Consider the following 23,839-nt stretch of genomic DNA (forward strand, 5'->3'; position numbering starts at 1 on the left):
CGTTATGGCATCTCAGTGGTATAGCGGCGAGGCGAGTATGCCCATTGGAGACGCGCCGTTAACACAGGTTCGCGAACAGACAATTAAAAACGCCATTGCCAACGCCTCCTATATGGCGGGAGCAATGGTAAGTGCAGAGGATGTCTCACTAAATGGCGTGTTGGTGGGCAGTCAGGTGATGGTCGAATCGCAAGGAGAGGTGCGCCGCGTTAAAGTTGTAAGCGAACAAATTCAAAACGATATTCTTACCGTAATGGTTGAAGTGGACTTAGCAATATTTCACGAATGTCAGCCTTCACAGTATCGACGTCATTTACTGATTAGCCCCTTCGTCATTCAAACTCCCCATCACACGAAAGTTGGGAGTTTAGTGGCCTTTGGTCAACATGTGAGTAAACGGTTTGAGCAGCAAATTAATGTGTCTGATAACGGTTTTAAAGCCCATTTACTAAGACAGACCGTTTTGCAAAAACCGCCTATGGAGGTTGCCGATCAGCAAATGCTCGCTGCCAAGGCTGAGTTTCTCGCGAGAGAATATGGCGTTCAGTACGTGCTATTTGGCTATCTTCGTGATATCAGTTTATTTAATCAAACAGAGCGGCTTTGGTTAACAGAAAACACTAAATTGAAGCGTAACTTTACAATGCGTCTGTATATTATGGACGTGTTCCAATCGCAAGTTGTGCTGGAGGACTCATATCATATCGAAGCCGATTGGGATTTTGACTTGTATCAGCCGGTGGACTTAAATAGCAGCCTGTTCTGGCAGTCTCACTATGGCCGAAGTGTACTGGGCAGTATTGCTGATGCCATTGTCGATATCACAGATAAAATGCAATGCGAACGTCAACTTGGTCAGATAATTGCCCGTGATCCTGATGGTTTCATTATCAACCTAGGTAAACAAGATGGGGTAAAAGTGGGTGATACATTCGCTATGCAGCAATCACTTAGGTATCGGTTGCAAGCCGCTTCACCACAACAGTTTTTACCTTTAAACGATGACATACTTTTTAATGTTGTAGCGTTGAGTGCAACCACTGCTAAGATAACACCAAAACACTTAGGTCAGGGGTTAGAAGGTCAGATTTTTGACTTGGTTTCGCCAGTTGAAAACGAGTCGGTAATGGCCATCGAGTCGTCACTCGCTATACCTAAATAGCTTTTCATTAACGTTTGGGATTGGGCATTACTTGCGTTAATTATTGGTGTTTATGCTAACGTGTCGATGGCTCTAAAGGCTCCCGTTTGCTCAATATTGCCAAAAACTCGGGCTATGTGTCGTTAAATCATTTTAACGAAGTGATGGCTAATCCAGCATTTTTTGCGTTCACAGTACGTTACGTGGGTGACCGCCTCGGAGAGACAACGAATCCTGAATACCTGTTTATACATTGGTGAATGTAGCGGCGTCGATAGAGTTGAGTCAGCAACTTAGCGTGCGGTTAGATGTCAATAATCTGAGCGTGAAATACTATTTTTAAACGTTGTAAAAGCAAGCGGGCCAGGGTTGTCTGTTATTTTCGATAGGCAACTTTGGCCCTATTATCTTTTACTGTAATAATTCGTTGTGCTTTTATTCACAATAAACACCCCGTACCCATCTTTGAATGGGCCTATGTTGAAGTGGTCTACACGAAAGGTTTATTAATATATAAACTGCCACTTGGCGGTCCCGAATGGCAGTTTGTATGTGCGATATTACCCATGTTACTGTCGTTTTAAAATGCAGTGCTCACATGAGTCTCTTAGTTAGAGCCAGATTTCGGCCTCCAAACCGATCACTCTAGGCGCATCCAAAGGACTATAAAATAATCCGTCACTACCAAATGCCATATTCTCCACGGCTAAACCGCTGGCTCTGCGTTCGTCAGTCAGGTTTTCACCAAATATGCGAATGGCATATTTACCCGAATCGTAACCTAGCTGTAGTCCTAACATAGTGGTGGCCTTTTGAAATATATCACCACGAGATCTAAGCGCTGTTTTGCCGGTAAAATTAGCTTCGATTCTTATATAAAAGTCATTCTCCCACTGATAACGTGCCGCCATGCCTGCATCGTATTCAGGTACAAATTGAATAGGCTGCCCTTTTGCGTTGAAGCATTCACTTAACTGCAAATTGTCATATTCGGCGTTGACATAACCGATATGGCCGTTTACAGAAAACGGCCCGACCGGGCGCCAGGTTAATTCTAGCTCAGCGCCTGTGCTCTTAATGGATGCATCAGAACTAATGTAATCTGAACTGATTGGCCGGCCATCAGCGTCTGTGGCGATTTGAATTTCCTGCCAGTTATCTGATTGAATATAAAAAATTGCACCAGACGAACGCCATTTTCTGTCGGTAGAAAACCATTTATACCCTATCTCCCGGCTGATAAGTGTTTCGCTATCGTAAGTCAAAACATTGTCATCTACGCTATCATCTTGCACCGCGGTAAGATTAAAACCGCCCGGGATGTAGCCTTTGGAAAGTGAAACATGAAAAGATAAATTGTCGGCATACTGATATAGCGCTGAGATCTTAGGTAGCCATGCATCGAATGTTTCAGACAAGTGTGCATCCTGATAACGGGTGACGGTGCCTAACCCTAAATTAAGCTCCCCTGCAGTTTGAATGGCCGAACGCTCAGCATGGTCGTAGCGAAGCCCGGCACCAATTTTTAGCTTTTCCGTTAGATACCAATTTAGTGAACCAAAAACACTCTTATCTTCGCCTTCTTTGTATTGCATGGGAGCAGCCAAATAACTGTTAAGCGTGCCTGTTCCTAGAAAAGTGGACTTCGTGTTTTCTTCAGATTCTGCGTAATAAGAGACACCGACAATATAATCAAATTGATCATTACTGGGGGACGTAAAGCGCAATTCAATATTTTTGTAGTCTTCTTTTTCAGCTTCACGGCCGGCGACGATAGGGGCCGCAGTAAGATCCAGATCCAAGCCTTTAGCATCTTCTTCCAGTGAACGATACGATGAAGCGAGATCAATATCACCATAATCTGTCTTATAGTTTGCGCTGATACCAATGACAAACTCTTCCTCGTTGGTATATTTCGGTGCATCCTCCAGCACCGTCCAGTCATCAATCTTTCGGTCCTGGTTATAGTTGGTGTAAAGCTGGTTATAAAGATTGATATTTAGCGGGACATATTGCTGATCAAACAGGCCGGGTGCATCCATATCAAGCAAATAGGCCGTCGCATTCAGAGTAAGTGAGTCAGAAGGTGTCCAGTGAAGTCGACCTTGCAAGTAGTTTTCTTTGATATTGCCCGTCTCTCCGGTTGACGTACCGATATTTTTTACGAAAGCATCTTCATGGGCTGAGCTAAACGAAAAAGAGCCACTGAGCTTATGCTGAATCAACGGACCTGAAACAAAGCCGGTCGCTTCGTAACTTTGGCCTGACTGGTAGTCTGATGCTGTGATTCGGTAATTCTGTTCAAAGATATCCGAAGGCGTTTTAGTGGTAACAATAATGAGTCCAGATTCAGAATTCGCACCATAAAGAGTGCCTTGTGGTCCACGTAGCACTTCGACTGAGTCTACTTGGTTGAGTACCGAATTACTGAGTTCTCTGAATGGGATGCCGTCTATATATACCGCTGCGCGATTAACAATAAAGGGGTTTGACTCAACGCCACGTATTGTGATGTAAATACTACCTCGTTGACCAGACTCATTAAACTGTACATTAGGGGTGAGATCATCAATGCGTGAGAAGTCCCGTAGTCGGGCTTCATTAATAAGTGCCGAATCGATCAATGTCACTGACAGATCAGATTGCATTAATTCGGTATTACGTTTTGAGCCCTTAACGATAATTTTTTCCAGTGGCTCGGAGTCATCTGACAGTTGTTGATGAGTTTGCCGGTTTTGTTCAGTGGACTGCTTTTCGAAAGTATACTCTCGCTCAGCGGCGAATGCACCGGGATAAGCTATTGATACACCTAGTGCAGTTAGACAAGGCACAAGTAGTTTGCGTTTAGACTGTTCAGTCATTGTGAAGAATACTCCAGTTCACTTAAAAGGCAGTAGTGTAGAAAACCAGCAAATAAAAACCGCTCCAAAATGACTGAATACTCCATTTTAGTTGATATAATATAACAACTTTATTGTGTTGAGGGATGCGATGAACCCAGGAAGTCAAATAGTAGAAAATCTGACCGAGAATTTTGGTTCCGCTTCCGTTATTGGTTATGAACAAAACAATATCATTCTGTTGCGTTCTCATTTTCCAGCGATGAGGGGCCAGTTGCATGCGGGGGGGCATTTAAAAATTGGTGTATGCTTATCGGAAGGAGGGCGGGTGAGATACGGTAATCGCTCATGGGAATGGAAACGAGGCCGCGTGTTAATTACCGCTCCTTATGAAAATGGCAGTTTTGACTCGCCCGATGTGTCGATGTTAGGCGTGGCTATTGATACTGCCAGATTTTGTAAATCGTGCCAGCCCAATAAAGCGCAATACCTATCTAGAGTCGTTGATGACGAGGTGATAGTGTCTGTGATTACCGCTATGTGGACATGCGCAGAATACCATGGTGATTGTCCATTGTTTATTCACGAAGGGGTATCTGTATTATTAAACCGGATAGCTGCGTTGTCGACAGCAGAGCACCGGCATGTTTCTGGTATTGGATTAAGCTATCGACAGATAAGTTGCGTTACTGAGTACATTAAAGCGCAAATTGATCAGGACATAAAAACAGATACCTTAGCTGATCTTGTGGGGATGAAGCCAAAGCAATTTTCCCGTGCATTAACGACATCAACCGGCATCACACCTTACAAATACATTTTGAAAAACCGCATGAGTGAGGCAAAGCGTTATCTTGAGCAGGGATATTGTATTACTCACGTCGCCGGTCTAGTTGGTTATAATAACCCCAGTAAATTTTCCGCTGCTTTTAGCCGAGTGATTGGCTGTTCGCCTTCTCAATGGAAAACGCGCCAATCAGACTAGTTTCATAGATGGTTCAGCAAAGTTAGACCGAAAAGCCCATCGCACCTTAACCTGAGTCCGTCTCTTCTCTGGCATCTCTCTGGAGATACGAGTGTAAGCTACGAGATGGAAATTCTCGATCAGGAAAAGCCATTGGACCGCGGGGGGTATATTCTGGATAACAATTTTGCAGCCGCCGAACCTGAATCTTTTCATGGTGATATTCAGGATGGTGCTAACTCAATTTGTAAAGCGTGAAACAGGCCTTGAATTCAGCTGTCACTGAGGGTAGTGAATAGCGTTAATCTTTCCTATTCTTTGTACCAGTTTACAACCAGCACCTCACACAATCGACGAAAAGACTGCCGATTTAACTGTGCTGATCCAACCGTTCGATTAACGCGGGTGTTTCTTGAAATCCGACATCAACGGGTTGCTCCAAAAGAGACCGTGAGGTTTTCTGCGTTCGGTGCTGGTTGTACAACGTTCTCATAATCACTTCTTTACAGAAGCCAACTGAACGATTTTGCTAAAAATTCTTTGGTATCTTTCGTTACAATCTCACCATGGGCCATGACCAATATGCTTGGCTCCCAGGCCACTATTTTTTGGATATGTTTGCGCGCATCAGATTTTTTAAACAGAAAGCTCAAACGCCAGTCCAACGGGGTTTTTCCATGAGGAGCAAGGATACCCACAATCTTAGCGATTGCTCTTTGCCAGCCGCTAAATTCCTTACCCGAAAAGTTCTCTACCAAATCCGTCACAATTAATGTGTCAGAATCCTTATGGAAAAATACGCACTCCTCCATTAACGGCGAACCTGAAAATAGCACTTGATCAATGTTTGCTTCCCAGGGCCACTTCTGAACCTGATTAAGCGACGCAGTAAACGTGATATCACTGCGCTTTTTGATGACCTCATCGGTGCCATAAACTTCTGCGTTTGGATACGCAATAGTCCATTCAGGCAGAAAAAGATGATGTAAGTGGTTCGGCGCAACCAGGTATTTAACCCGGCCTAAGTTTTCCAGTTGCTCTTTAATTGTGCTCGATAATTTAATGGGACTATGTACCCAAAGTTCTCCCCCTTCGAGCCGGATCACTGTCATGCGGGTTGAAAATGGCAGCCCCAAAAATTGCACTGAGTCGCCATCAAAGATCCACAGTTCATTGGTTAATTTTTTCATACATCTCCTGATACAGATTAGCGCTTAATGAGCTAATTCCTCAAGGCGCGGCTTATTATCAAATTCATCGCTGGGCGTATTCATTTCACGCCAAACATACGTCATTAAGCGTGAAAGAAATCGCTAACAGCATATAGCTACTCAACGAACAGCTTAAATAGGCACTATGCCTTAATACGGCTCTGGGCTAAGGATTCCCTATGAATGAACATTTGGATCGCATCACCCAGAATAAGATGAGAGAGACGCGATTTTTGCCAAATCGGGCGTTTAACGAGCCGCTTCGCTAACAAGTTTAAGCGTATTCGAAATGAGCGAAAAATCACCTAGCTCACCGTGTCCGGGAATGACGATTTCAGCTGACTGGTACTCAATGCTGATATATTTCATTATCTTTCGCCAGTAATCAACATCACTGTGTGCGGTATTGCCAATAGAGGTTGCGCCTTTTGCGCGCACTGCACAGCCGCCATAAAAAATATTCTCCTGTGGTAACCACACCATCAAATTGTCTGTTGCGTGACCGGGTCCTGGATACAATACTTCAGCATTGCCAAGTGTAATTATACTTGGCGAGGAAGACAGGCCATCTAACGTTTTGTCGGGCACTGGTAAGCCGTATTCGGTCGCATATTTTATGGTCAATGGATGAGCATAAACGGCAATGCCATTTGATTTTAAAACGTCTGTTCCAGCTAGTCGGTCAGCATGTGCATGAGTGACTATAGCTGCTATTACAGGGCGTTTAATTTGCGATTTAATTGTCTTAAGAAGCGCTACGGTAGCTAGCTCTCCCCAAGCTGTATCAACGAGAACAAGGCCATCCCCTTCTTGAAAGATCATGCCATTTGAAGGGAACTTAACGCCATTTGGATAGGTGTAATAGGAAGTATGGATCCATACTCCTGGTTTGACGTTTTTTATTTCAACTTCAGGATTCGCGAGGACAGGAATCGAGACCGCTAACAATAGCTTGATTAAAACAATGTGTACTAGTTTTTTCATAAGGTTTTGTACTTGATTATCGCGCGAATTCAACTCCGAAGTGTACCACTCGGCGACCGTGCAATTCCGGTAACTCAAGATATTTTTGAATGTCCGAAAACTGCCCTAAGGGCTCATTCGAGCAACGCTTATCAACGATCTCCAATTGGCACAAATCGGAAGTCTAAAATCTAAAGCCTAAACGTCTATAGTTTGTCTAAAGCAGGCAACGGTTAAGCTCCCGCTTTTAACTATAAAGCGTCAGTTTGTTTTATCAAAGCTTGCAGGGACTGATGAAACCGAGAGCGACGCCAAATTGAAGGGCTTATTCGCAGTTCTCTTCGCGACCGTGCTCCACACGGTTGATTAATTTCAGCAAATAACTTGCTAACTTTTGTCTTTCTTCGCCATCAAGGCTCTCTAATAGCTTTGCCTGATTTTCAACGTGCGGAACGATTGCCTGCTCTATTATGGATTTGCCTTGTTCCGTGAGTTTTACCAGTGTTCCCCGTTTATCTTTTGGGTTTGGTAGTCGTACCACCAGACCCGCAGCACATAGGCGATCAATCCTGTTTGTCATGCTTCCCGACGAAATCATGGCTGCCTGGTAAAGCTGGGTCGGTGGTAAAGCATAAGGCTTACCACTACGTCGCAATGTCGCCAATACATCAAATTCTCCGGGTTGCAATCCAAACCGAGTAAAATTCGGATTTAAAACGTGGTTCGTAACTAGTTGATATAACTCGCCTAATCTCCCGAATACCACCATAGCTTCGGTATCTAAGTTGGGTAACTCATTCTGCCATTGACTCTGTGCACGCTTGGCTCTATCACTCATAACTGTCCCATTTACCTTTATATAGAGGTATTTATCTTGATGTAGAGATAAAATAAATATATCTTGATATAGAGATATATTACATGAGATATTTTTTTATGCAGCAAATTTATCGGGCAAGCCTGCTCATTGCCGTGGTATTAATTGGCCTCAATTTGCGCCCAGCACTGGCCGCACTTTCTCCAATGATTAGTCAAATTCAGCTGATTACCGGAATGAGTGATAGCTTTTTTTCATTGCTTACCACTTTACCCGTTTTAATAATGGGCGTGACCGCGCTTTTAATGAGAAAACTTGGTCCACCGCGCTCTTTTCGAAAGGGATGCCTGGCCGCTTTATGGTTAATTTTTCTCGCAAACTGTTCACGACTTTACGTGGTAGATGGAACTGTATTATTGGTTAGTGCTGTTCTGGCTGGCATTGGAATTGCGTTTTTGCAAGTGCTGATCCCGAGCATCATAAAAGTTTATTTTGCCAGTCGTATCGGTTTGGCAATGGGTATCTATACATCTGCAATTATGGGGGGAGCGGCATTAGCCAGTGGCATTACACCTCTTGTGACCGGTGAGCACGGTACATCGTTCGCACTGGCTTGCTGGGCTTTACCGGCTTTACTCGCTGTAATTGTTTGGACATATGTAAGCCGGGCGGGATTCAGCTCTTCTAAAAAAAAAGGCTATCCCCTCAAATGGTCAATCCAATATCGTGATTTGGCGATTATGCAGTTTGTTCGGCATAAGTACAGGTGCCTATACGCTCGCTTTAGCCTGGTTACCCGCCTATTACCAGCAGTTAGGGCTATCTGAGGTTGCTTCTGGTGGGATATTGAGTGCGCTTACCGTTGCAGAAATTATCGCCGGACTTTTAGTGACATTCTGTTTGGGAAAATCTATTAACTCAACAAACGCCTTGTTCATGGCAATAGCTTTTCTTGCACTAGGACTGGTATTACTCATGACCAATCCGCTGACATGCTTGTACCCCTGTATTATCAGTCTGGGGCTAGGGATTGGCGCTTTATTCCCTTTATCCCTTATCGTCACATTAGAACATGCCCATGACGCTACTGAAGCTGCTTCACTCTCCGCACTTGTACAAGGAATAGGCTACATACTCGCCTCGGTCTTTCCTTACTTCGCCGCGATGCTTAAAGGGCACTATAGTAATTTATCAATTGCATGGTGGTTTATGTTAGCTCTTTGTATTCCTCTTTTATTTCTGACCTGGGTGTTACGTCCAGAAACCCGATTAACTAGTAGATCCACGCAACCATCATTAGAGAGATAAGCTATGCACTATTACAGTCACACTAATTCACGCCATTACTATTTTGATCAAGGAGAAGGAGAGGTTGTCTTACTACTTCACGGGATTACGAATTCCGGTCGCGCATTTTCTCCTCAAGCTGTCGCGCTAGTTAACGCAGGTTATCGCGTAATTATTCCTGATCACGCTGGACACGGCGCTTCAGATAAAGTTAAAGATGTTTATAGCGTAAATGATTTAGCTTCAGATTTATTGGCTCTTATTGAAACGCTAGCGCTGACCAATATTAATCTTGTCGGTGTTTCTTTAGGCGGGATGATTGCTCTACAGTTGTTAGCGGACCATCCTTCATTATTCAACAAAGCTGTTATTGCCAACAGTTTTGCTGAAACTGTGAATAAGGGATTTAAAGTAATGGCCGAGTCTTGGCATTCAGAATTTTTGTCACAGGAGGGGCCGGTAAAGCGCTTCGAAAACTCCTGGCCTAAATTGGTGAACCGCGCCTTTCGAAGTTCTAAAGAAGGTGAAATAGCTTATCAGAATTGGCACGCACAAGCAGCGATGGCTGACGGTGAATCTTTAGCAAACATAGTCAAAGGAATATCTGATTTTGATATTAGAGTAGCGCTGCCCAAAATAAAACAACGTGTTTTAGTCATCAGTGGTGAGTGCGATGTTATTTCGCCTGTAAGCAACAGCCACTACCTGAGTCAACATATGTCAGATGCCCAGCATGTTTCTATAAAAGATGCCTGTCACTTACCGAATGTCGATTCAGCTTCAGAGTTTAACTCTCTACTCAGTGATTTTTTAGCGTAAACAAAGAAGAGTACACAGTATGCAGGCAACCTGCAATTCTATGCGAGCCTCGTTCTGCCAGTTTAGTTTCCAACTATTTCATCGCACTGATTTTAATAGCCATGGGAAGTGCTTGTATGGCGATTTCTGGTCCAGACTGTGTGAAAACTATTTGTTATTCTGAGATTGAGCGCATCTAAACAAAAAGATGTGTTCTATGTTGACATGTGAGTCATTTTGCTCATGAAGTCATTGCAGAATGCGCATAAAAAGGCTTTAAAAATTTATGGTAGGATTTTTCACACAGCCTGGGCCAAAGTCAGAAGTAGAAAATACCTTTGTTGAACGTCTGTTGTTTGTCTAAGTGCGCCTGTCAACCTGACTGCCATACTTATGTTTCCTATTAAACAGGAGACAACTCATGGCAATTAAAATCCATACACCTTGGAATAAAAATCGCATTATCGGGCAGAAAAAGCCTCTTCAGATATCACATATATGGGGTATCCGGATTCGCTTAGAGCTTGAAGGACGGACGCGTGATCTCGCACTGTTCAATCTTTGACTTGATAGTAAATTACGAGGTTGTGACCTCGTTAAACTTATAGTCTCAGATGTCGTTTGCGGACGTTCAGTTCTGAGACGCACGCATGTCGTTCAGCAAAAAACAGGTCGTCCTGTCCAATTTTAGATAACACCAAATACCGGAGAATCGATTTTGGCTTGGGTAAAAAAAGCCGGATTAAAAGCATCTGACTATCTTTTTAAGTTGCGTATACATGGCGCCGAGCACATAACAACCAGACAATATAATCGCATTTTCCACGGATGGATTGAAAAGCTTGGACTAGATACATCGCTCTACAGCCCCCACTCAATGCGCAGAACCAAACCCTAACTGATTTATAAAAAGACAAAAAACCTTCGGGTTGTGCAACTCTTGCTTGGCCACAAGAAGTTAGAGAGCACGGTCCGCTACTTGGGCATCGAGGTGGACAACGCGTTGGAAATTTCGGAATCTATGACGTCTAGGCTGTACGGCGCTGCCTGTGCAGCCCCTGTGTACGGAAGCGGACATCTAAGTTTCATTTCTCTGACAACACAGGTCATGGTTTTTCAGGGAAAACGGGTGTTATGATGAAGTCTCATTAATAGGCTGTTAGGGATGAGATGAACCATCGATTCGTTGTCACCGGCGGCCCCGGTGGTGGGAAAACTACACTTCTTAGTGCTCTAGCGGAACGTGGATATAGCTTCGCCCCGGAGTCTGCTAGGAAAATTATCAAAGGGCGGTTAGCGGCAGGGTTATCGCCTCGACCGGCCCCTGTCTCTTTTGCCCATGAGATACTTAGTTCGGATATCGAAAAGTATCAGGATGCAGCCGCTTGCGACTATGTCATGTTTTTTGACCGCGGGGTACTGGACGCGCTGTACATGCTGGAAGCGGAGAACGCATTAACACGAGATGAAATAGCGAAATACGTACAAAAATTTCCATATAACAGAGTTGTCTTTCTTCTGCCCCCATGGAAGGAGATTTACGATACAGATTCAGAACGTGATCAAACTTTTGAGGAGTCCGTAGAGGTATTTGACGGTATGAAAAGGTGGTATTCGCAGTGGGGATACGAAACACTAGAAGTACCGCTAGGCAATATTAATGAGCGTGTTTCGTTCATTTTGCATCGTATGAATACCCCCTAGAGATTAGCTAGCCGTTCATAAAGAGGTGCGAATTCCACCTCCTTTGACATTATTCCAATCGCGCACGCGTCATGCTGGTCAACGCATTCTCAATGGTTTTCATTTCTTCACTGTCGCAAGCATATCGCTGCATAACCGTTGCTACGCCTCGCAGGTTGTCACTCATTGTAAATATTGACTTTTGTGCGTCAGCGGAAATCAAGCCAAAAGTGCCATATATACTACCCAGCGCATCCAGACTTTCAGCGTTGGCCTCCTCCCCTAACTGGGTGAATATATCGGCATGTCGCCTCGCTATCGTATAATAACGCGTTTTACTAAATGTATTTCGGTTCACCTCTCCACCCATAACCGTTTGACTTATCTCTTCCCATACTTTAGTACGTTCAAAATCGATAGTATCAGGGCCTAAGCATTTGGGCGCCAGGTGCTCATATGCCACAATAAAAAATCCGCTCATTGCCGTGCTCATACTGATATCTTTAAGACTATCTCGCATGGCTTGCTTTATGGCTTGTGGGTCTCTATGCCGACCAGCAAAAAATGACGTAAGTTCAACAATGCCGGAATTAAGTAACGGCTCTATTGCTTCAACCATCGCCCGCTCGAATTTTTTATCTTCCTCGGCAATAATTTGCATGTCGTTTCGATACAGCGCATTAATGTAAACGGCTCCTTTGTCTTCTGCACTCAACGGGCCATCACCCACCCGTTTCTGATGGGCAATAAGTTCAAGTTCTGCCATGCGACGCTGTTTAGCGTCGTTAACTACTTTCCAGGCAGAGGAGTGCTGTTTATCTGGCCGAATGAACAGCTCTGCACTGACTTTGTTTAGCTCATTAATACTGGTAATGTTGTTGATTTTATCAATAACACTTTGGCTGGCTTGCTTAAGGTAAGGCTCCCGCGCTTTAAACAGCTTGGTGAAAGTGTTGCTCACTGCGGGCTGATCTCTGAATCCAACATACAAGTCTTTATGTTGCTCAAACCAGTTTCTGGAGACAAGAAGTGCTTCCTCCGGCGTTGCATAGCCGGTATCCGCAGGCAAAGTATGTATCGAAAAATAATTTGTTAGTAAAGCAGGTAGTTTGCTATTGATATAACCTCTTACCTCATCCCGGGCTCCTATATTCAATGAATTCCAACTGGCCAACGTCCGCGGTTCTGCGGCGTTCATCAGTGCCTTCAGCTCTCCGTTTTGAGCGTGTTTAATGCGCGCATTAATTTCAGCATAAACCTCTTCTCGCTGCGGTTTATCGTTGTGCTCAACCAGTTTTGTCTCGGTCTGTGTTTTTTCATCGGACTTAACGACGTTAGATTCAGTATTAATTCGTCTTTTTTGTTCAACCAACTTGGTTTCAGTTTGAGCTTTCTCTTCTGGCCACAATGCATTGCGAACATAAACAGATTGCACTTCAAATTCGCTCAACGCCGAAGAATCATTAGCTTTCGCTAACTCGTTTAGCGTGTAAGCCTGCCACTCGGCCGCACCATCGAGCACCATGCCACCAATGGCGGCACTCATGTAATGCGAAACCCGCGGTATCTCGCCAAAGCCGCTCGACAAGACGTTAATGTGCGATCTTCTTACCGGTAAGTTATTCTGCTGCGAGCAAACCCGCCCTAATTCGTAGACATAGCCTTCACGCAACTCATCATCCATATCTAACAGGCTTTGTTCAAAGTAATTGTTGAACACTGATGGCCTGAACAAATTTATCAGTTGAACGATTTGGACGCTTTGCTCCGACGTTCCCTTGTTTTTGTTAAACTCTTCTAACCAGGCGATCAGTGAAGGCATACAGCCCGAACCGGCTTTTTGCTGCAATACAGGGTGCCGGCCCATGGCAACGTCCTGTTGTTGCGATCTAAACAACTGCATTTGTTGAGTTAGCAAATTTGCCGCTTCCTGATTACCGGCTTGTCGTTCTTGCGCTATTTGTGACTGCACTTCCTGCATTTTCGCGTTGATTTGATTTAGCAGAGCTTGTTTTTGCTGTTGTTTTTCACGTTGGGCTTTTTGCTGTGCTGCCATTGCCTCTTGTCGTAATCGATTCTGTTCGGCGTTAATTTTGGCGCCTTCGCTAAATAAGTCATTTACTTTTTGGCGCAGTTCAGCAACTAATGTAGTGTTGCCTTCGGCTCTGGCTTGTTGCCCCTGAATTCTGAGTGACTCAACCTGTTGGTTAATGAGGTCTGTTTTGGTTTTTGCCTCAATAGCTCGCTGTCTGGCTTCCTCGACTTCCTCACCAGCCCCTACAGCACGCTGCATGTATTCAGGCAGTGTATTACCAGCCACCAGCAAAATCGGCGCTTTTTGGCTGCTTTGGGGGCCACCAAAAAACAGATATATCTCATCTTTATCTTCGCTTATCGCTCCCAAAAGCATAACGGCTGGTTGCCTGTGAGGCTGATACTGAATTTTGAGCAGATTTAGCTCAGGAATAAGTTCGCCGGTAAATGGGTATGTAGCGGGCGCTGGTATGGTATTAAAGGCATCAATTTTCGCGACATCGAGTATTACCCGGCCAGCTATCGGCTCCCCGCTGCCTAATTGCATCTCCTGGTCTTGCCCGTTCCTCGCGCCGCGGCGCATAGATGGTTGTGCTGTGTTAGCTGAAAGGGCCGAAGCGCTGGTATCAAGCTGGAGTGTGATGCGTTTAACGTGCCCTTGCTCAACAACCAGACCCGTCCAGTTTTTGGATATCTCAGATAGCGCTGTTTCTGCACGGCTCAACTGGCAAAAGAAAACCCCGGCAATACACAACGACGCAACTAATAATCTGTTCAACATAAGTTCCTTTATTCATTTGTGACTGAGCATGCGGCGTTCAGTCCATCTTCGCCTTAGCGCAGTCGACAGCATTGTTTAAATAGTAACCTACCAATAATCAATAGCCAAAAAAAAGCCTTAACCAAAAGTTAAGGCTTATGGACTGGCTTTTGCCTTAAGCGGATTAATTCTTCTGTTTGGTTACCGCTTCTTTACGGCCACTCTGGAAACAGAAACGTTTTGGGGGATCTTGCTTATCCTGGCTTTTAATGCGCAAGTTGCAGTGAAGCTATGGATTTTCATGCAAACGAATCGCAACATACTTTCCCGGGAGTTGCGCATGATTGAGCTTCGTCTGAGTAACAAAAATCGAGAATAAACTCGCGCTGGCCGTCATCACTGAGTATGCTGGCAACTAATGCTTATCAACCCCGGAGTTAAGAACAGGTAATGGCCACGGATTATTTATCACTGGAATGGCAGACGCTGCAAAATCAGTTCGATAGTTATGAGAAATACAGTTTGCTTATCAAGCTGGTTGCCATTTTTACGACGGCTTTTGCATTAGGTTTTGAATTTAATCTGCTGGTGCCACTGTCGATGGTAGGGGTATTCTGGCTGCAAGACGGTATCTGGAAAACCTTCCAGGGACGTTTTGAGATCCGTTTGCTGGCCGTAGAAGCTGCTTTAGCTGCCAATCATAATGAAACGGGGTGCCAGTTCAATCAGCAGTATCAGCAAACCGCCAACAGCGGTTTTAGCTTGGTGACAGAATACCTGAAACAGTGCCTCAGACCGACAGTGATGTTTCCTTATGTTGTTTTACTCAGCCTCATTTTATCAAGTATATGGTGGTAGTAAGTACACACACTTAGGCTTTTGCGTTTGACAGCAGGTTAGATAATGCTAATTTCATTTTGTGGGGTTTCACGGGTTTATTTAACAGCGAATAGCCTTTTTCCCGTACCTTCTGGCGCAGCTCATTGGTGTAATTAGCCGTGATCATAATCACCGGCGGGTGCGGATCTAAGCGCTGGTGAGTGATTTTCAGTGCATCAAAGCCGGTATCGCCATCGTCCAGGTGATAATCTGCGATGATCAACTGTGGGTCCAGCTCCGTTAAAAACTCCGGTTCCTGCAATTCTTCCAGGGTTTGTACCGAGGTAATATTGCAATTCCAGCTGCCCAGCACCGTTTCCATGCCTTTACAAATTTCATCGTCGTTATCGATAAGTAAAATTCGCGCTCCTTCGAGTTTATCGTTGAAGCGGTCGATTAACGGTGGTGGAGCCGGTTTAACCCGTTCAGGTGACACATCGGCATAGGGCAGGGTAATGCTGAAGCAGGAGCCTTTGCCCTCTACCGAACGAACGTTAATGGTATGGTTCATCACGCTGGCGAGCCGCTCCACAATGGCCAGGCCTAAACCGAGCCCCTTGTCATGACGGCGCTTCTTGGCATCGAGTCGATTAAACTCGCGGAATATTTCACTCAGTTTGTCTTGCGGGATACCAATACCGGTATCAAAGATCTGAATCTGTAAGCCGGCTTTGTGCCGTCTCACGCCTATTAAAATACTGCCTTCATTGGTGTAACGAATCGCGTTGCTGAGCAGATTACGGAGGATCCGCGCCAGCAGGTAGGTATCTGAGTGAACCAGAGTACTGGTGGTTTTTACCCTTAGTCGCAGGCCTTTACTCTTAGCCTGTGGGGTAAACTCATTCACCATATTGGTAATTAGCTCATTGATTTCAAAATCATCCAGTACCGGTTCAATTAATCCGGCCTCAAGTTTGGAAATATCTACCAAAGCACTGATTAGCGACTCGAGGTTCTCCAGTGAGTAACTTAATGAGCGAATAAGTTTCTGTGCTTCTTCGCCCAGCGTCAGATCGTTCAGGGCATCGGCAAACAAACGGGCTGAGTTCATGGGTTGCAGCAAATCGTGGCTGGTCGCGGCGAGGAATTTTGATTTAGACTCATTGGCCTGGTCGGCTTCGCGTTTTGCCTCAAGCAGCTTAATTTCGGCTAGTTGCCGTTCTTCAATTTCGTTACGTAACTGCAGGTTAATTTCGGAGATTTTCTTAGTACGCTGGTTAACCCGCTGCTCCATGTAATCATAAGCATGTTTAAGGGCCCGGGCGGTACGTCGCTGCTCGGTAACATCCTGTTCCAGGGCAAAGAAACCAATGACGTTGCGATGCTCGTCAAAGTGCGGAATGTAGGTTTTGTTCGAAATCCGCACGTTTTCAGGGTCGCGGCTGTGTTCGAGCTCGAAATTAACGGCCTGGCCAAGCATCGCACGCGCGATGTGGATAGTCAGGGTTTGATACTCATTATGTCCGAGTACGTCACAGAGGTGATGATTGATAATTTCATCGCGTGAGCGGTTAAACCATTTTTCAAACTCGCGGTTGACGAATTCATAGCACAGATCTTTGTTGACGTAGGAAATCAGTGCCGGCATGGCATCGGTGATTAGGCGAATACGTTGCTCGCTCTCGCGCAGGGCAATCTGGTTGCGACTGCGTTCGGTAATATCGGCAAAGGTGATCAGAATACCGCCGCCAGGGATAAGGTTGCGCCGTACCAGTAAAACCAGGTTGTCATCGAGCATCATCTCGACTTCAAGGAAGTCCTTGTCCGGTGCCACATCAAATGAAATCGCGTCTAACAGGGCTTTGGCAAACACATTTTGCTGCATGAGTTCGGCAAACACATCGCCGCGCCTTACGCCAGCATCTGCCAGGCCTAACAGCTCGAAAAAACGCTGGTTCCAGGTTTCGATTTGTCGTTCAGCGTTAATCAGCACAACGCCCTGGCTCATGTTTTCCAGGGTGGCTTTGAGTAGCTCTGCCTGCTCAGCCATGGCAGTTTCGTAGCGGACCTCTTCGGCTAATTTAATATTAGTGATATCGGTATACACCACCACCAGACAGTTATCGTTAGTTTTACGTTCCTGCATCTGGATCCAGGTGCCATCGCGCAATTTAAAGATAGTTTGGGCAATCGGGTCGGGATAGACGCCGACTTTTTTCTGAGCTTTGGCTTTATGATCAACCAGTACCAGCGAGGCTGCGGTAATTTCCTGAAAAGAGGTTTTGCCCAATTCGTATGAAATATTGTGCTGTTGCCAAAATTCGGCGCAGCGGCTGTTTACCATCACCATTTTGCGGTCTGCATCGAACAGGGCAAAGGCGTCGGAAATACTCTCAATGGCGTCTCGTAGACGCTGACGATCCTGCTCTGCCTGGATTTGGCTTTTTTCTGTTTCGCGGCGGGCCAGTTCAAGCTGTTGGTTGGACTCTTCCAGGCGGTGCAGGGTTTGCTGCAAGCGATAGGTGCGCTCTTTTACCTTATCGGCGAGCATGGCCGCATCTTCAAACGACTGGTAGGCGTCGCTGTGATTGCCCCAGCCCATTTCCACCCGGCGCATCAGCACACGGTTGATTTTCTGCAGCTTTTCGTTTTCATAGCGCAGCCGTTCGAGTTCATCTTCGCCGGCCATTTCCGGCGGCTCAACGGCTACTTCAGGCGTCAGTGGACTTGAGGTCGGTTTCAATGGGCGCTCCAATCGCTACGCCGGTAAACGTATGGTTCAAGTGTAACCCATTTATCTGCTCACCGTAGGTATTAAATCCGATCACGTGATTGGCTCGGTAGAGCTCTGACATGGAGTCTTCCAACTGGTATTTATCGATTTCAGCGCGGCGGTGAATACAGTCAAAACCAATGAGTAATTCAATGTCGCCCACATTGCTGCGAATATCATTCAGGATCATGGTGGAATGAGCGTGCAGCCCGCTGGATTTCATCTTAGTCAGTACAATTCCGGCATCAATGGCACAAAAGAACGTCAGGCTTAAATCATCGTTCACCTGCTGGATGCTGCGGATATACAGGTGATCGCCAATTTGCACTGCCAGCGGGTGCATGGCGAAAACTTCTGAGGTCAGCTCCTCGAGCTTTAAACCGTTTATACGGCAGTACTCCAGAGCCGCCGGTTCGGCATTAAATTCTTCGACAACCCGTTGCCCTGGTGCGGTTTGGGTAACCACCAGTTTATCGTTTTCGGGCGCTAAATGGTGGTGGCTGAATACATCAAAATAACAGTTGGTATTGATCAGCATAAATACTGCAGCGCTGCTGTAAAAGCGACCGTTGCAGTAAATCTGGGTATCGACAAAATGCTGATCGTCTCCCGCAGAGCCACCAACCAGCGGTATATCCTGCATACTCATATTGAGTGCATCGATAACCAGTTCTTCACGAATGGATAAACCATCCAGTAAGGTCATACCGAAGGCGTGTTGCTCCACCGGTCCGGACGATACAGCTTTGCTGCGAAGCTTGTTAAGCATAGAGTTAACCAGTACGTCGGCATCGCGCTCAGAAAAAGCGGCAAGATTTTCGATGAGCACGGTTTCTACGGCGAAGTGATGCTTACTCAGAGCAAAAGCGCTGATGGAATGCTTGCGACAACCGTCGGGGGTAATTTCACCGGCGGATGTACAGCCAATCACGGGGATGTCCCCAAAATAGCGGTTTAATTCTTTCGATAGCAGTTCCAGCGGATAACGGGTACAACAATAAAATACGACGCATGCTGCTTCGCAGGGGGCCAATGATTGGTAGATGTCCCTCGCTGCAATAACAGGGTCGAGACTTTCAGAGCCGGCTCTGGCTACGGAGGGTGAGTCAAAAACTTCAACAGCTTGACTAATTGGTTGCGACAGCATGGATACTCCCTAAACTCGGGTGATTGGTTGCATTACGCTATGCCAAAGGGCTGAGATACCAATTCACCGCTGTCGATTTTATACAATTCACAATTGTTTAACAAGATTCACAATAGCGATTTACGCACAAAACTCGGCCATTAGTAGCATAAATAAGGTCGTGGGTTATACAACTAACGATCAGGCCGGACTAGCTAACGACTGTTTAAAACGTTGGGAGAGAGCTAATAGTTCATCGGCGTAGGGGTTGCGGGGACGTTCTGCGGTCAGGCTAACGTCTTCAAGCACTTGCATTGGGTGACTACTGAGCAGCAAAATCCGATCCGATAAGGTAATTGCCTCGGCAATATCGTGGGTAACATAAACCACGGTTGTTTTGCGCGCCTGCCACAGTTGGGTAAGTAAGTGTCTGAGTGAGTCGGCAGCAGGGATATCCAGTGACGAAAATGGCTCATCCATCAGCAAAATGTCCGGCTCACAGGCAAAGGCCCGGGCCAGTGCTGCGCGTTTTAACATACCGCCTGAAAGTTGCGCCGGGTACTGATGCTCAGCACCGCTAAGACCAACCTGCTGCAGCCAGTAAAGTGCGTTCCCCCGGCGTTGAGATGAATCGCCTTCACAAACGAGCATAATATTGTCACAAATAGTTAGCCAGGGCATCAGTCTTGGCTCCTGAAACATCAGTGCTACACGGGCCGGCTGGCCAAAGGGTAAAGTCAGCTTTACCGTGCCCTGATAATCGGTGTCGAGCCCGGCGACGATATTCAGCAAGGTACTTTTGCCAGCGCCTGAAGGTCCTAGCAGGGCAACAAACTCGCCTTCGCCCAGCGTGATATTTAAATCGCTGATAACCGTGCGTTTATCTCCGCCGTCATCACTAAATGATTTGTGGGCAATAGCGATCTGGTACGTCAGCGCCATTTAAGGACCCGCCGTTCCCAGGGGCGTAATACGCCAGCTTCTAGGGCAAAGATAATACATGCAAACGCCAGAGTGTAAGCCAGCACACTGCTAATATCGAAATACTGAAAAAACAACGACAGCTGAAAGCCCACACCATCACTGCAGCCGAGCAGTTCTACTACCAGCACAATTTTCCACACCAAAGCCAGCCCACCGCGGGCCGCAGCCAGAAAATACGGGTAAAGTTGCGGCAAATACACTTTGATAAAAGTTCGTCCGGCCGGAATTTGATAGGCTTTGGCCACATCCAGTAAGCGTTTATCCACGGCTCTGGCACCCTCGCGCATGGTGACCGCGATATTGGGCGTTTTATTAACGATGACGGCAATCAGCGCCGCCGTTTCGTTTAACCCAAACCAGATAAAACATAAAATAATAGTAACCAGCGCCGGCACGTTCAGCGCCAGGGTTATTACGCTGTCGAGCCATAAATCGAGACGCTTAAAATTACCCATAACCAGCCCCAGTAAGCTCCCCAGTAACATAGCACACAGAAAACTAATGGCGATGCGGCGTAGCGTAATGGTCAGGTGGTGCGGTAACTCTCCGCTGTCGACATGTCCCATCAGGTTAGTAAGCACTGCATAGGGCGCTGGCAACAGATCGGGGGTAAACAGCATCACGGCAGCCTGCCATAGCAGAATAAATACCACCATCGACATCACGCGGGTTAGTGCCGGATGACTGAGCATTGGTCGTTATTGTCCTGCCAGTGCTGAACTCTGCCAGAACAAGCTGTCAGGCAAAGAGTGCAGTGAACCCGTTACGCCGCTGGTTCCTTCATTGGCTTTGAGAATCTTAAACAACTTTTGTAAATCGGCTTTAATGTCAGCATCAAAACGGGTCGGGATCCCGTGGCGGTAGTGCTCAATAAGCACTGGTCGGGCGTTATCGGAATACTTTTGTGTAAAAGAAGGAATGCTCTGCCACAGGTTATCGTCGTTGTTCATTTGGGCCCGCGTAGCGAAAGACATGGCAAAAAATTGCTCTACCAGATCGCGGTTTTCGGCTGCCCAGCTTTGTTTAAATAACCAGCCAATCACCGGCACGTCAGCACTGATTTGCCAACTACCAAGCACCTCATCCATAGTGAGTAACGAACGTTTATCCTGTGTTTTCAGTTCAGCCGCGTAGTGCCAGAAATTGACAACAGCGTCGAGTTGCTCGCGTAACATAAGCTGATTGAGCATGGGTGGAGCGGCGAATTTAACGGTTGTCTGCTTGGCGAGTTCAAGGCCGAAATGTTGCCTGGCGTAGGCGCTGTATAGGATCCAGTTTTTGTTGCCTTTGCCTCCGGCGAAGCCAATGGTTTTCCCCTTTAAATCACCAATATTTGCGGCGTTGTCTGAGCTGTGGACAACCAGCTCGCCCGCTGCGGTAGAGTAAGGATAAAAGTGATACAGTCGGCCTTCATCATACTGGCGGGCTGCCCACAGCCAGTCGCCTATAATCATGTCTACGGCGCCACCTTGCAGTGCAACCGACAGTGCCTGCGGTGAGCCCAGAGCAACCCGGGTTAATCTGAACCCGTATTGCTCGGGGAATTGTTCGGCTTCAGCCAGATCAAGCTCCCAGTTGAGAGTACCGTATTTGAGCACGCCAACACGGATTTCCGGCAACGCTTCAGCGTTCGCGCATGATATCAGCGAGCTACACCACAGGATGATACAACCCAGTACAACTCTACTCTTCATGATATTCGGGTTACTCGGCGGTAGTCGGGTCGATCATGGTTTTTACCTGATTAATCTGATTGGCCGGGATGCCCATTTGTTCGGCGTGATCCAAAATAGCCTGTTTATCAGGTGAAATATAAACACAGTAAATCTTGTTGTCGGTAACGTAGCTCTCTACCCACTGAATATGCGGGCCAGCTTCACGTAAGACACAGCAGGATTGTTGCGAAGTATGTTGCAGTTGCTCGGCATTAAGATCGCCGGCGCCCGGGATTTCGCGTTCGATAATAAATTTTGGCATGGCAGACAAGTCCTTCGTTTTCTATTGATTGTAAGGTAGAGAAAGGAAAAAGGTCCCCGCAGTTGCGGGAACCTCGCTTACGCCAGTTACGGCAACGCTTTTAGAAAAAGCCCAGTGGGTTGATGTCGTAGCTGGTCAGCAGGTTTTTAGTTTGCTGATAGTGGTCGAGCATCATCTTATGGTTTTCACGACCAACCCCTGATTTCTTATAGCCACCGAAGGCTGCGTGAGCAGGATAAGCGTGGTAGCAATTCATCCATACACGGCCGGCTTCGATGCCGCGACCCATGCGGTAGGCAAGGTTAGTGTCACGTGTCCACACACCTGCACCCAGACCGAATTCAGTGTTGTTAGCAATCGCCAGCGCTTCTGCTTCGTCTTTAAAGGTGGTTACACCAACAACCGGGCCGAAGATTTCTTCCTGGAACACGCGCATGTCGTTGTTACCTTTCAGCAGTGTAGGCTGTACATAGAAGCCGTTGCTGAAGCCTTCAACATTTGCAGGTCCGCCACCGATAAGTACTTCTGCGCCTTCTTTCTTACCTAACTCAAGGTAACCCAGGATCTTGTCGTATTGTTCAGAAGAAGCCTGTGCGCCAACCTGAGTCTCGGTATCCAGTGGATTACCACGTTTGATTTGTTGAGTACGGGCAATAACCAGTGAAATGAAGTCATCGTACATATCTTCTTGGATCAGCGCTCGTGAAGGGCAGGTACAAACTTCACCCTGGTTAAAGAACGCTAATACAGTCCCCTCAACACACTTGCTCAGAAACTCATCTTCGTGCTTCATTACATCGCTGAAGTAGATGTTTGGGGACTTACCGCCCAGCTCAACCGTAGATGGGATGATGTTGTCTGCCGCACATTTCAGGATGTGAGCGCCCACGGGTGTAGAACCGGTAAAGGCAATTTTAGCGATACGCTTGTTAGTCGCCAGTGCTTCACCGGCTTCTCTACCGAAACCGTTGACTACGTTCAGAACGCCCGGTGGTAACAGATCACCAATCATTTCCATCAGCACGAGAATTGAAGCAGGGGTCTGCTCAGCAGGCTTCAGGACGATACAGTTACCGGCAGCCAGTGCTGGTGCCAGTTTCCATGCTGCCATCAGCAGCGGGAAGTTCCATGGGATAATCTGACCCACCACACCTAAAGGCTCGTGGAAGTGGTAAGCAATTGTGTTTTGATCAATTTCACTGATACCGCCTTCCTGTGCTCGGATACAGCCGGCAAAATAACGGAAGTGGTCTGCAGCCAGCGGAACGTCAGCATTCAGCGTTTCACGTACGGCTTTACCATTATCCCAGGTTTCTGCTACGGCCAAAGCTTCAAGGTTGGCTTCAATGCGATCAGCAATCTTTAAAATCAGATTAGAGCGCTCGGTAACTGAGGTTTTCCCCCAGGCTGCTTTCGCTTTGTGAGCGGCATCCAGCGCTAACTCGATATCTTCAGCGGTTGAGCGAGGGATCTCACAGAATTTTTCGTTGTTAACAGGTGATACGTTGTCGAAATACTGACCTTTAACGGGAGCAACCCACTCGCCGCCAATGTAGTTTCCGTATCGTGATTTAAATGAGACGACAGAATTTTCTGTTCCAGGTGCTGCATAGATCATGTTGCTTACTCCGGTAATCAATTATAAAAGCGTTGCCAGATTGT

Annotated in this window: 22 protein-coding genes; 10 read left to right on the forward strand and 12 right to left on the reverse strand. The window is 46.3% G+C overall.

The features are described from left to right. Nucleotides 1-4: 4 nt before the first annotated feature. Nucleotides 5-1,162: a flagellar assembly protein T N-terminal domain-containing protein gene (locus tag AC2T0J_RS09550; RefSeq protein WP_489809903.1), complete on the forward strand. Its 1,158-nt coding sequence runs from the start codon at nucleotides 5-7 to the stop codon at nucleotides 1,160-1,162. A 590-nt stretch (nucleotides 1,163-1,752) separates the two neighbouring features. On the opposite strand, the gene AC2T0J_RS09555 is transcribed toward AC2T0J_RS09550, so the two are convergent. Next, nucleotides 1,753-4,002: a TonB-dependent receptor gene (locus tag AC2T0J_RS09555; protein ID WP_489809904.1), complete on the reverse strand. Its 2,250-nt coding sequence runs from the start codon at nucleotides 4,000-4,002 to the stop codon at nucleotides 1,753-1,755. Between the two features lie 130 nt (nucleotides 4,003-4,132). Here AC2T0J_RS09555 and AC2T0J_RS09560 point away from each other — a divergent pair, with 130 nt between their 5' ends. Then, complete coding sequence (locus AC2T0J_RS09560; protein WP_489809905.1) at nucleotides 4,133-4,966, forward strand: helix-turn-helix domain-containing protein; 834 nt, start codon at nucleotides 4,133-4,135, stop codon at nucleotides 4,964-4,966. Nucleotides 4,967-5,071: 105 nt separating this feature from the next. Further along, complete coding sequence (locus AC2T0J_RS09565) at nucleotides 5,072-5,203, forward strand: hypothetical protein (RefSeq protein ID WP_489809906.1); 132 nt, start codon at nucleotides 5,072-5,074, stop codon at nucleotides 5,201-5,203. Between the two features lie 245 nt (nucleotides 5,204-5,448). Here AC2T0J_RS09565 and AC2T0J_RS09570 read toward each other — a convergent pair whose 3' ends face one another. The 3 genes from AC2T0J_RS09570 to AC2T0J_RS09580 form a co-directional block, all read right to left on the reverse strand. After that, nucleotides 5,449-6,135 (reverse strand): DUF4336 domain-containing protein, encoded by a 687-nt coding sequence (locus AC2T0J_RS09570; RefSeq protein ID WP_489809907.1) that lies wholly within the window; start codon nucleotides 6,133-6,135, stop codon nucleotides 5,449-5,451. Between the two features lie 270 nt (nucleotides 6,136-6,405). After that, on the reverse strand, nucleotides 6,406-7,140 hold the full coding sequence (gene bla / locus AC2T0J_RS09575) for a subclass B1 metallo-beta-lactamase (protein ID WP_489809908.1): 735 nt from the start codon (nucleotides 7,138-7,140) through the stop codon (nucleotides 6,406-6,408). Nucleotides 7,141-7,444: 304 nt separating this feature from the next. After that, on the reverse strand, nucleotides 7,445-7,957 hold the full coding sequence (locus tag AC2T0J_RS09580) for a MarR family winged helix-turn-helix transcriptional regulator (protein ID WP_489809909.1): 513 nt from the start codon (nucleotides 7,955-7,957) through the stop codon (nucleotides 7,445-7,447). A gap of 98 nt (nucleotides 7,958-8,055) precedes the next feature. Here AC2T0J_RS09580 and AC2T0J_RS09585 point away from each other — a divergent pair, with 98 nt between their 5' ends. The 5 genes from AC2T0J_RS09585 (at nucleotide 8,056) to AC2T0J_RS09605 (ending at nucleotide 11,725) form a co-directional block, all read left to right on the forward strand. Then, on the forward strand, nucleotides 8,056-8,763 hold the full coding sequence (locus tag AC2T0J_RS09585) for an MFS transporter (protein ID WP_489809910.1): 708 nt from the start codon (nucleotides 8,056-8,058) through the stop codon (nucleotides 8,761-8,763). Continuing rightward, nucleotides 8,663-9,244 carry an MFS transporter gene (locus AC2T0J_RS09590; protein WP_489809911.1) on the forward strand — a complete coding sequence of 194 codons (582 nt, stop codon included), beginning with the start codon at nucleotides 8,663-8,665 and terminating at the stop codon, nucleotides 9,242-9,244. The genes AC2T0J_RS09585 and AC2T0J_RS09590 overlap by 101 nt, the downstream gene beginning before the upstream one ends. Nucleotides 9,245-9,247: 3 nt before the next feature. After that, nucleotides 9,248-10,042: an alpha/beta fold hydrolase gene (locus AC2T0J_RS09595; RefSeq protein ID WP_489809912.1), complete on the forward strand. Its 795-nt coding sequence runs from the start codon at nucleotides 9,248-9,250 to the stop codon at nucleotides 10,040-10,042. Between the two features lie 400 nt (nucleotides 10,043-10,442). Continuing rightward, complete coding sequence (locus AC2T0J_RS09600) at nucleotides 10,443-10,586, forward strand: hypothetical protein (RefSeq protein ID WP_489809913.1); 144 nt, start codon at nucleotides 10,443-10,445, stop codon at nucleotides 10,584-10,586. A gap of 605 nt (nucleotides 10,587-11,191) precedes the next feature. Then, the gene (locus AC2T0J_RS09605; protein ID WP_489809914.1) at nucleotides 11,192-11,725 is read left to right on the forward strand and encodes an AAA family ATPase; all 534 of its coding nucleotides are present in this window, start codon (nucleotides 11,192-11,194) and stop codon (nucleotides 11,723-11,725) included. Between the two features lie 49 nt (nucleotides 11,726-11,774). Here AC2T0J_RS09605 and AC2T0J_RS09610 read toward each other — a convergent pair whose 3' ends face one another. Next, a complete protein-coding gene (locus tag AC2T0J_RS09610) occupies nucleotides 11,775-14,519 on the reverse strand; it encodes a hypothetical protein (RefSeq protein WP_489809915.1) in 2,745 nt (914 codons plus the stop codon). Between the two features lie 202 nt (nucleotides 14,520-14,721). On the opposite strand from AC2T0J_RS09610, the gene AC2T0J_RS09615 reads away from it, so the two are divergent. Together AC2T0J_RS09615 and AC2T0J_RS09620 are read left to right on the forward strand one after the other, a co-directional pair. Next, entirely contained in the window at nucleotides 14,722-14,877 is a 156-nt protein-coding gene (locus tag AC2T0J_RS09615) for a DUF6768 family protein (protein ID WP_489810311.1), read from the forward strand. A gap of 71 nt (nucleotides 14,878-14,948) precedes the next feature. Further along, on the forward strand, nucleotides 14,949-15,356 hold the full coding sequence (locus AC2T0J_RS09620; RefSeq protein WP_489809916.1) for a hypothetical protein: 408 nt from the start codon (nucleotides 14,949-14,951) through the stop codon (nucleotides 15,354-15,356). Between the two features lie 13 nt (nucleotides 15,357-15,369). Here the strand turns inward: AC2T0J_RS09620 and AC2T0J_RS09625 are convergent, their stop codons facing one another. From AC2T0J_RS09625 to exaC, 7 genes are all read right to left on the reverse strand, one after another. Beyond that, on the reverse strand, nucleotides 15,370-18,060 hold the full coding sequence (locus AC2T0J_RS09625; RefSeq protein WP_489809917.1) for a NahK/ErcS family hybrid sensor histidine kinase/response regulator: 2,691 nt from the start codon (nucleotides 18,058-18,060) through the stop codon (nucleotides 15,370-15,372). Continuing rightward, nucleotides 18,029-19,237 carry a nitric oxide-sensing protein NosP gene (gene nosP, locus AC2T0J_RS09630; protein WP_489809918.1) on the reverse strand — a complete coding sequence of 403 codons (1,209 nt, stop codon included), beginning with the start codon at nucleotides 19,235-19,237 and terminating at the stop codon, nucleotides 18,029-18,031. Before nosP ends, AC2T0J_RS09625 begins: the two co-directional genes overlap by 32 nt. A 180-nt stretch (nucleotides 19,238-19,417) precedes the next feature. Further along, complete coding sequence (locus AC2T0J_RS09635; RefSeq protein WP_489809919.1) at nucleotides 19,418-20,158, reverse strand: ABC transporter ATP-binding protein; 741 nt, start codon at nucleotides 20,156-20,158, stop codon at nucleotides 19,418-19,420. Further along, nucleotides 20,149-20,892: an ABC transporter permease gene (locus AC2T0J_RS09640; RefSeq protein ID WP_489809920.1), complete on the reverse strand. Its 744-nt coding sequence runs from the start codon at nucleotides 20,890-20,892 to the stop codon at nucleotides 20,149-20,151. Before AC2T0J_RS09640 ends, AC2T0J_RS09635 begins: the two co-directional genes overlap by 10 nt. A 6-nt stretch (nucleotides 20,893-20,898) precedes the next feature. Further along, entirely contained in the window at nucleotides 20,899-21,894 is a 996-nt protein-coding gene (locus AC2T0J_RS09645; RefSeq protein ID WP_489809921.1) for an ABC transporter substrate-binding protein, read from the reverse strand. A 10-nt stretch (nucleotides 21,895-21,904) separates the two neighbouring features. After that, complete coding sequence (locus AC2T0J_RS09650) at nucleotides 21,905-22,177, reverse strand: DUF4242 domain-containing protein (protein WP_489809922.1); 273 nt, start codon at nucleotides 22,175-22,177, stop codon at nucleotides 21,905-21,907. A 100-nt stretch (nucleotides 22,178-22,277) separates the two neighbouring features. After that, entirely contained in the window at nucleotides 22,278-23,795 is a 1,518-nt protein-coding gene (gene exaC, locus AC2T0J_RS09655; RefSeq protein WP_489809923.1) for an acetaldehyde dehydrogenase ExaC, read from the reverse strand. Nucleotides 23,796-23,839 lie beyond the last annotated feature (44 nt).

It is taken from the genome of Alteromonas sp. ISO5, from assembly GCF_058105165.1.

Bases quoted from the DNA above. Each gene is read 5' to 3' on its own strand.
- AC2T0J_RS09560 (WP_489809905.1), top strand. From the start codon at position 4,133: ATGAACCCAGGAAGTCAAATAGTAGAAAATCTGACCGAGAATTTTGGT.
- AC2T0J_RS09650 (WP_489809922.1), bottom strand. From the start codon at position 22,177: ATGCCAAAATTTATTATCGAACGCGAAATCCCGGGCGCCGGCGATCTT.
- nosP (WP_489809918.1), bottom strand. From the start codon at position 19,237: ATGCTGTCGCAACCAATTAGTCAAGCTGTTGAAGTTTTTGACTCACCC.
- AC2T0J_RS09605 (WP_489809914.1), top strand. From the start codon at position 11,192: ATGAACCATCGATTCGTTGTCACCGGCGGCCCCGGTGGTGGGAAAACT.
- AC2T0J_RS09610 (WP_489809915.1), bottom strand. From the start codon at position 14,519: ATGTTGAACAGATTATTAGTTGCGTCGTTGTGTATTGCCGGGGTTTTC.
- AC2T0J_RS09620 (WP_489809916.1), top strand. From the start codon at position 14,949: ATGGCCACGGATTATTTATCACTGGAATGGCAGACGCTGCAAAATCAG.
- AC2T0J_RS09640 (WP_489809920.1), bottom strand. From the start codon at position 20,892: ATGCTCAGTCATCCGGCACTAACCCGCGTGATGTCGATGGTGGTATTT.
- bla (WP_489809908.1), bottom strand. From the start codon at position 7,140: ATGAAAAAACTAGTACACATTGTTTTAATCAAGCTATTGTTAGCGGTC.
- AC2T0J_RS09585 (WP_489809910.1), top strand. From the start codon at position 8,056: ATGCAGCAAATTTATCGGGCAAGCCTGCTCATTGCCGTGGTATTAATT.
- AC2T0J_RS09595 (WP_489809912.1), top strand. From the start codon at position 9,248: ATGCACTATTACAGTCACACTAATTCACGCCATTACTATTTTGATCAA.
- AC2T0J_RS09645 (WP_489809921.1), bottom strand. From the start codon at position 21,894: ATGAAGAGTAGAGTTGTACTGGGTTGTATCATCCTGTGGTGTAGCTCG.
- AC2T0J_RS09580 (WP_489809909.1), bottom strand. From the start codon at position 7,957: ATGAGTGATAGAGCCAAGCGTGCACAGAGTCAATGGCAGAATGAGTTA.
- AC2T0J_RS09570 (WP_489809907.1), bottom strand. From the start codon at position 6,135: ATGAAAAAATTAACCAATGAACTGTGGATCTTTGATGGCGACTCAGTG.
- AC2T0J_RS09635 (WP_489809919.1), bottom strand. From the start codon at position 20,158: ATGGCGCTGACGTACCAGATCGCTATTGCCCACAAATCATTTAGTGAT.
- AC2T0J_RS09550 (WP_489809903.1), top strand. From the start codon at position 5: ATGGCATCTCAGTGGTATAGCGGCGAGGCGAGTATGCCCATTGGAGAC.
- exaC (WP_489809923.1), bottom strand. From the start codon at position 23,795: ATGATCTATGCAGCACCTGGAACAGAAAATTCTGTCGTCTCATTTAAA.
- AC2T0J_RS09600 (WP_489809913.1), top strand. From the start codon at position 10,443: ATGGCAATTAAAATCCATACACCTTGGAATAAAAATCGCATTATCGGG.
- AC2T0J_RS09565 (WP_489809906.1), top strand. From the start codon at position 5,072: ATGGAAATTCTCGATCAGGAAAAGCCATTGGACCGCGGGGGGTATATT.
- AC2T0J_RS09555 (WP_489809904.1), bottom strand. From the start codon at position 4,002: ATGACTGAACAGTCTAAACGCAAACTACTTGTGCCTTGTCTAACTGCA.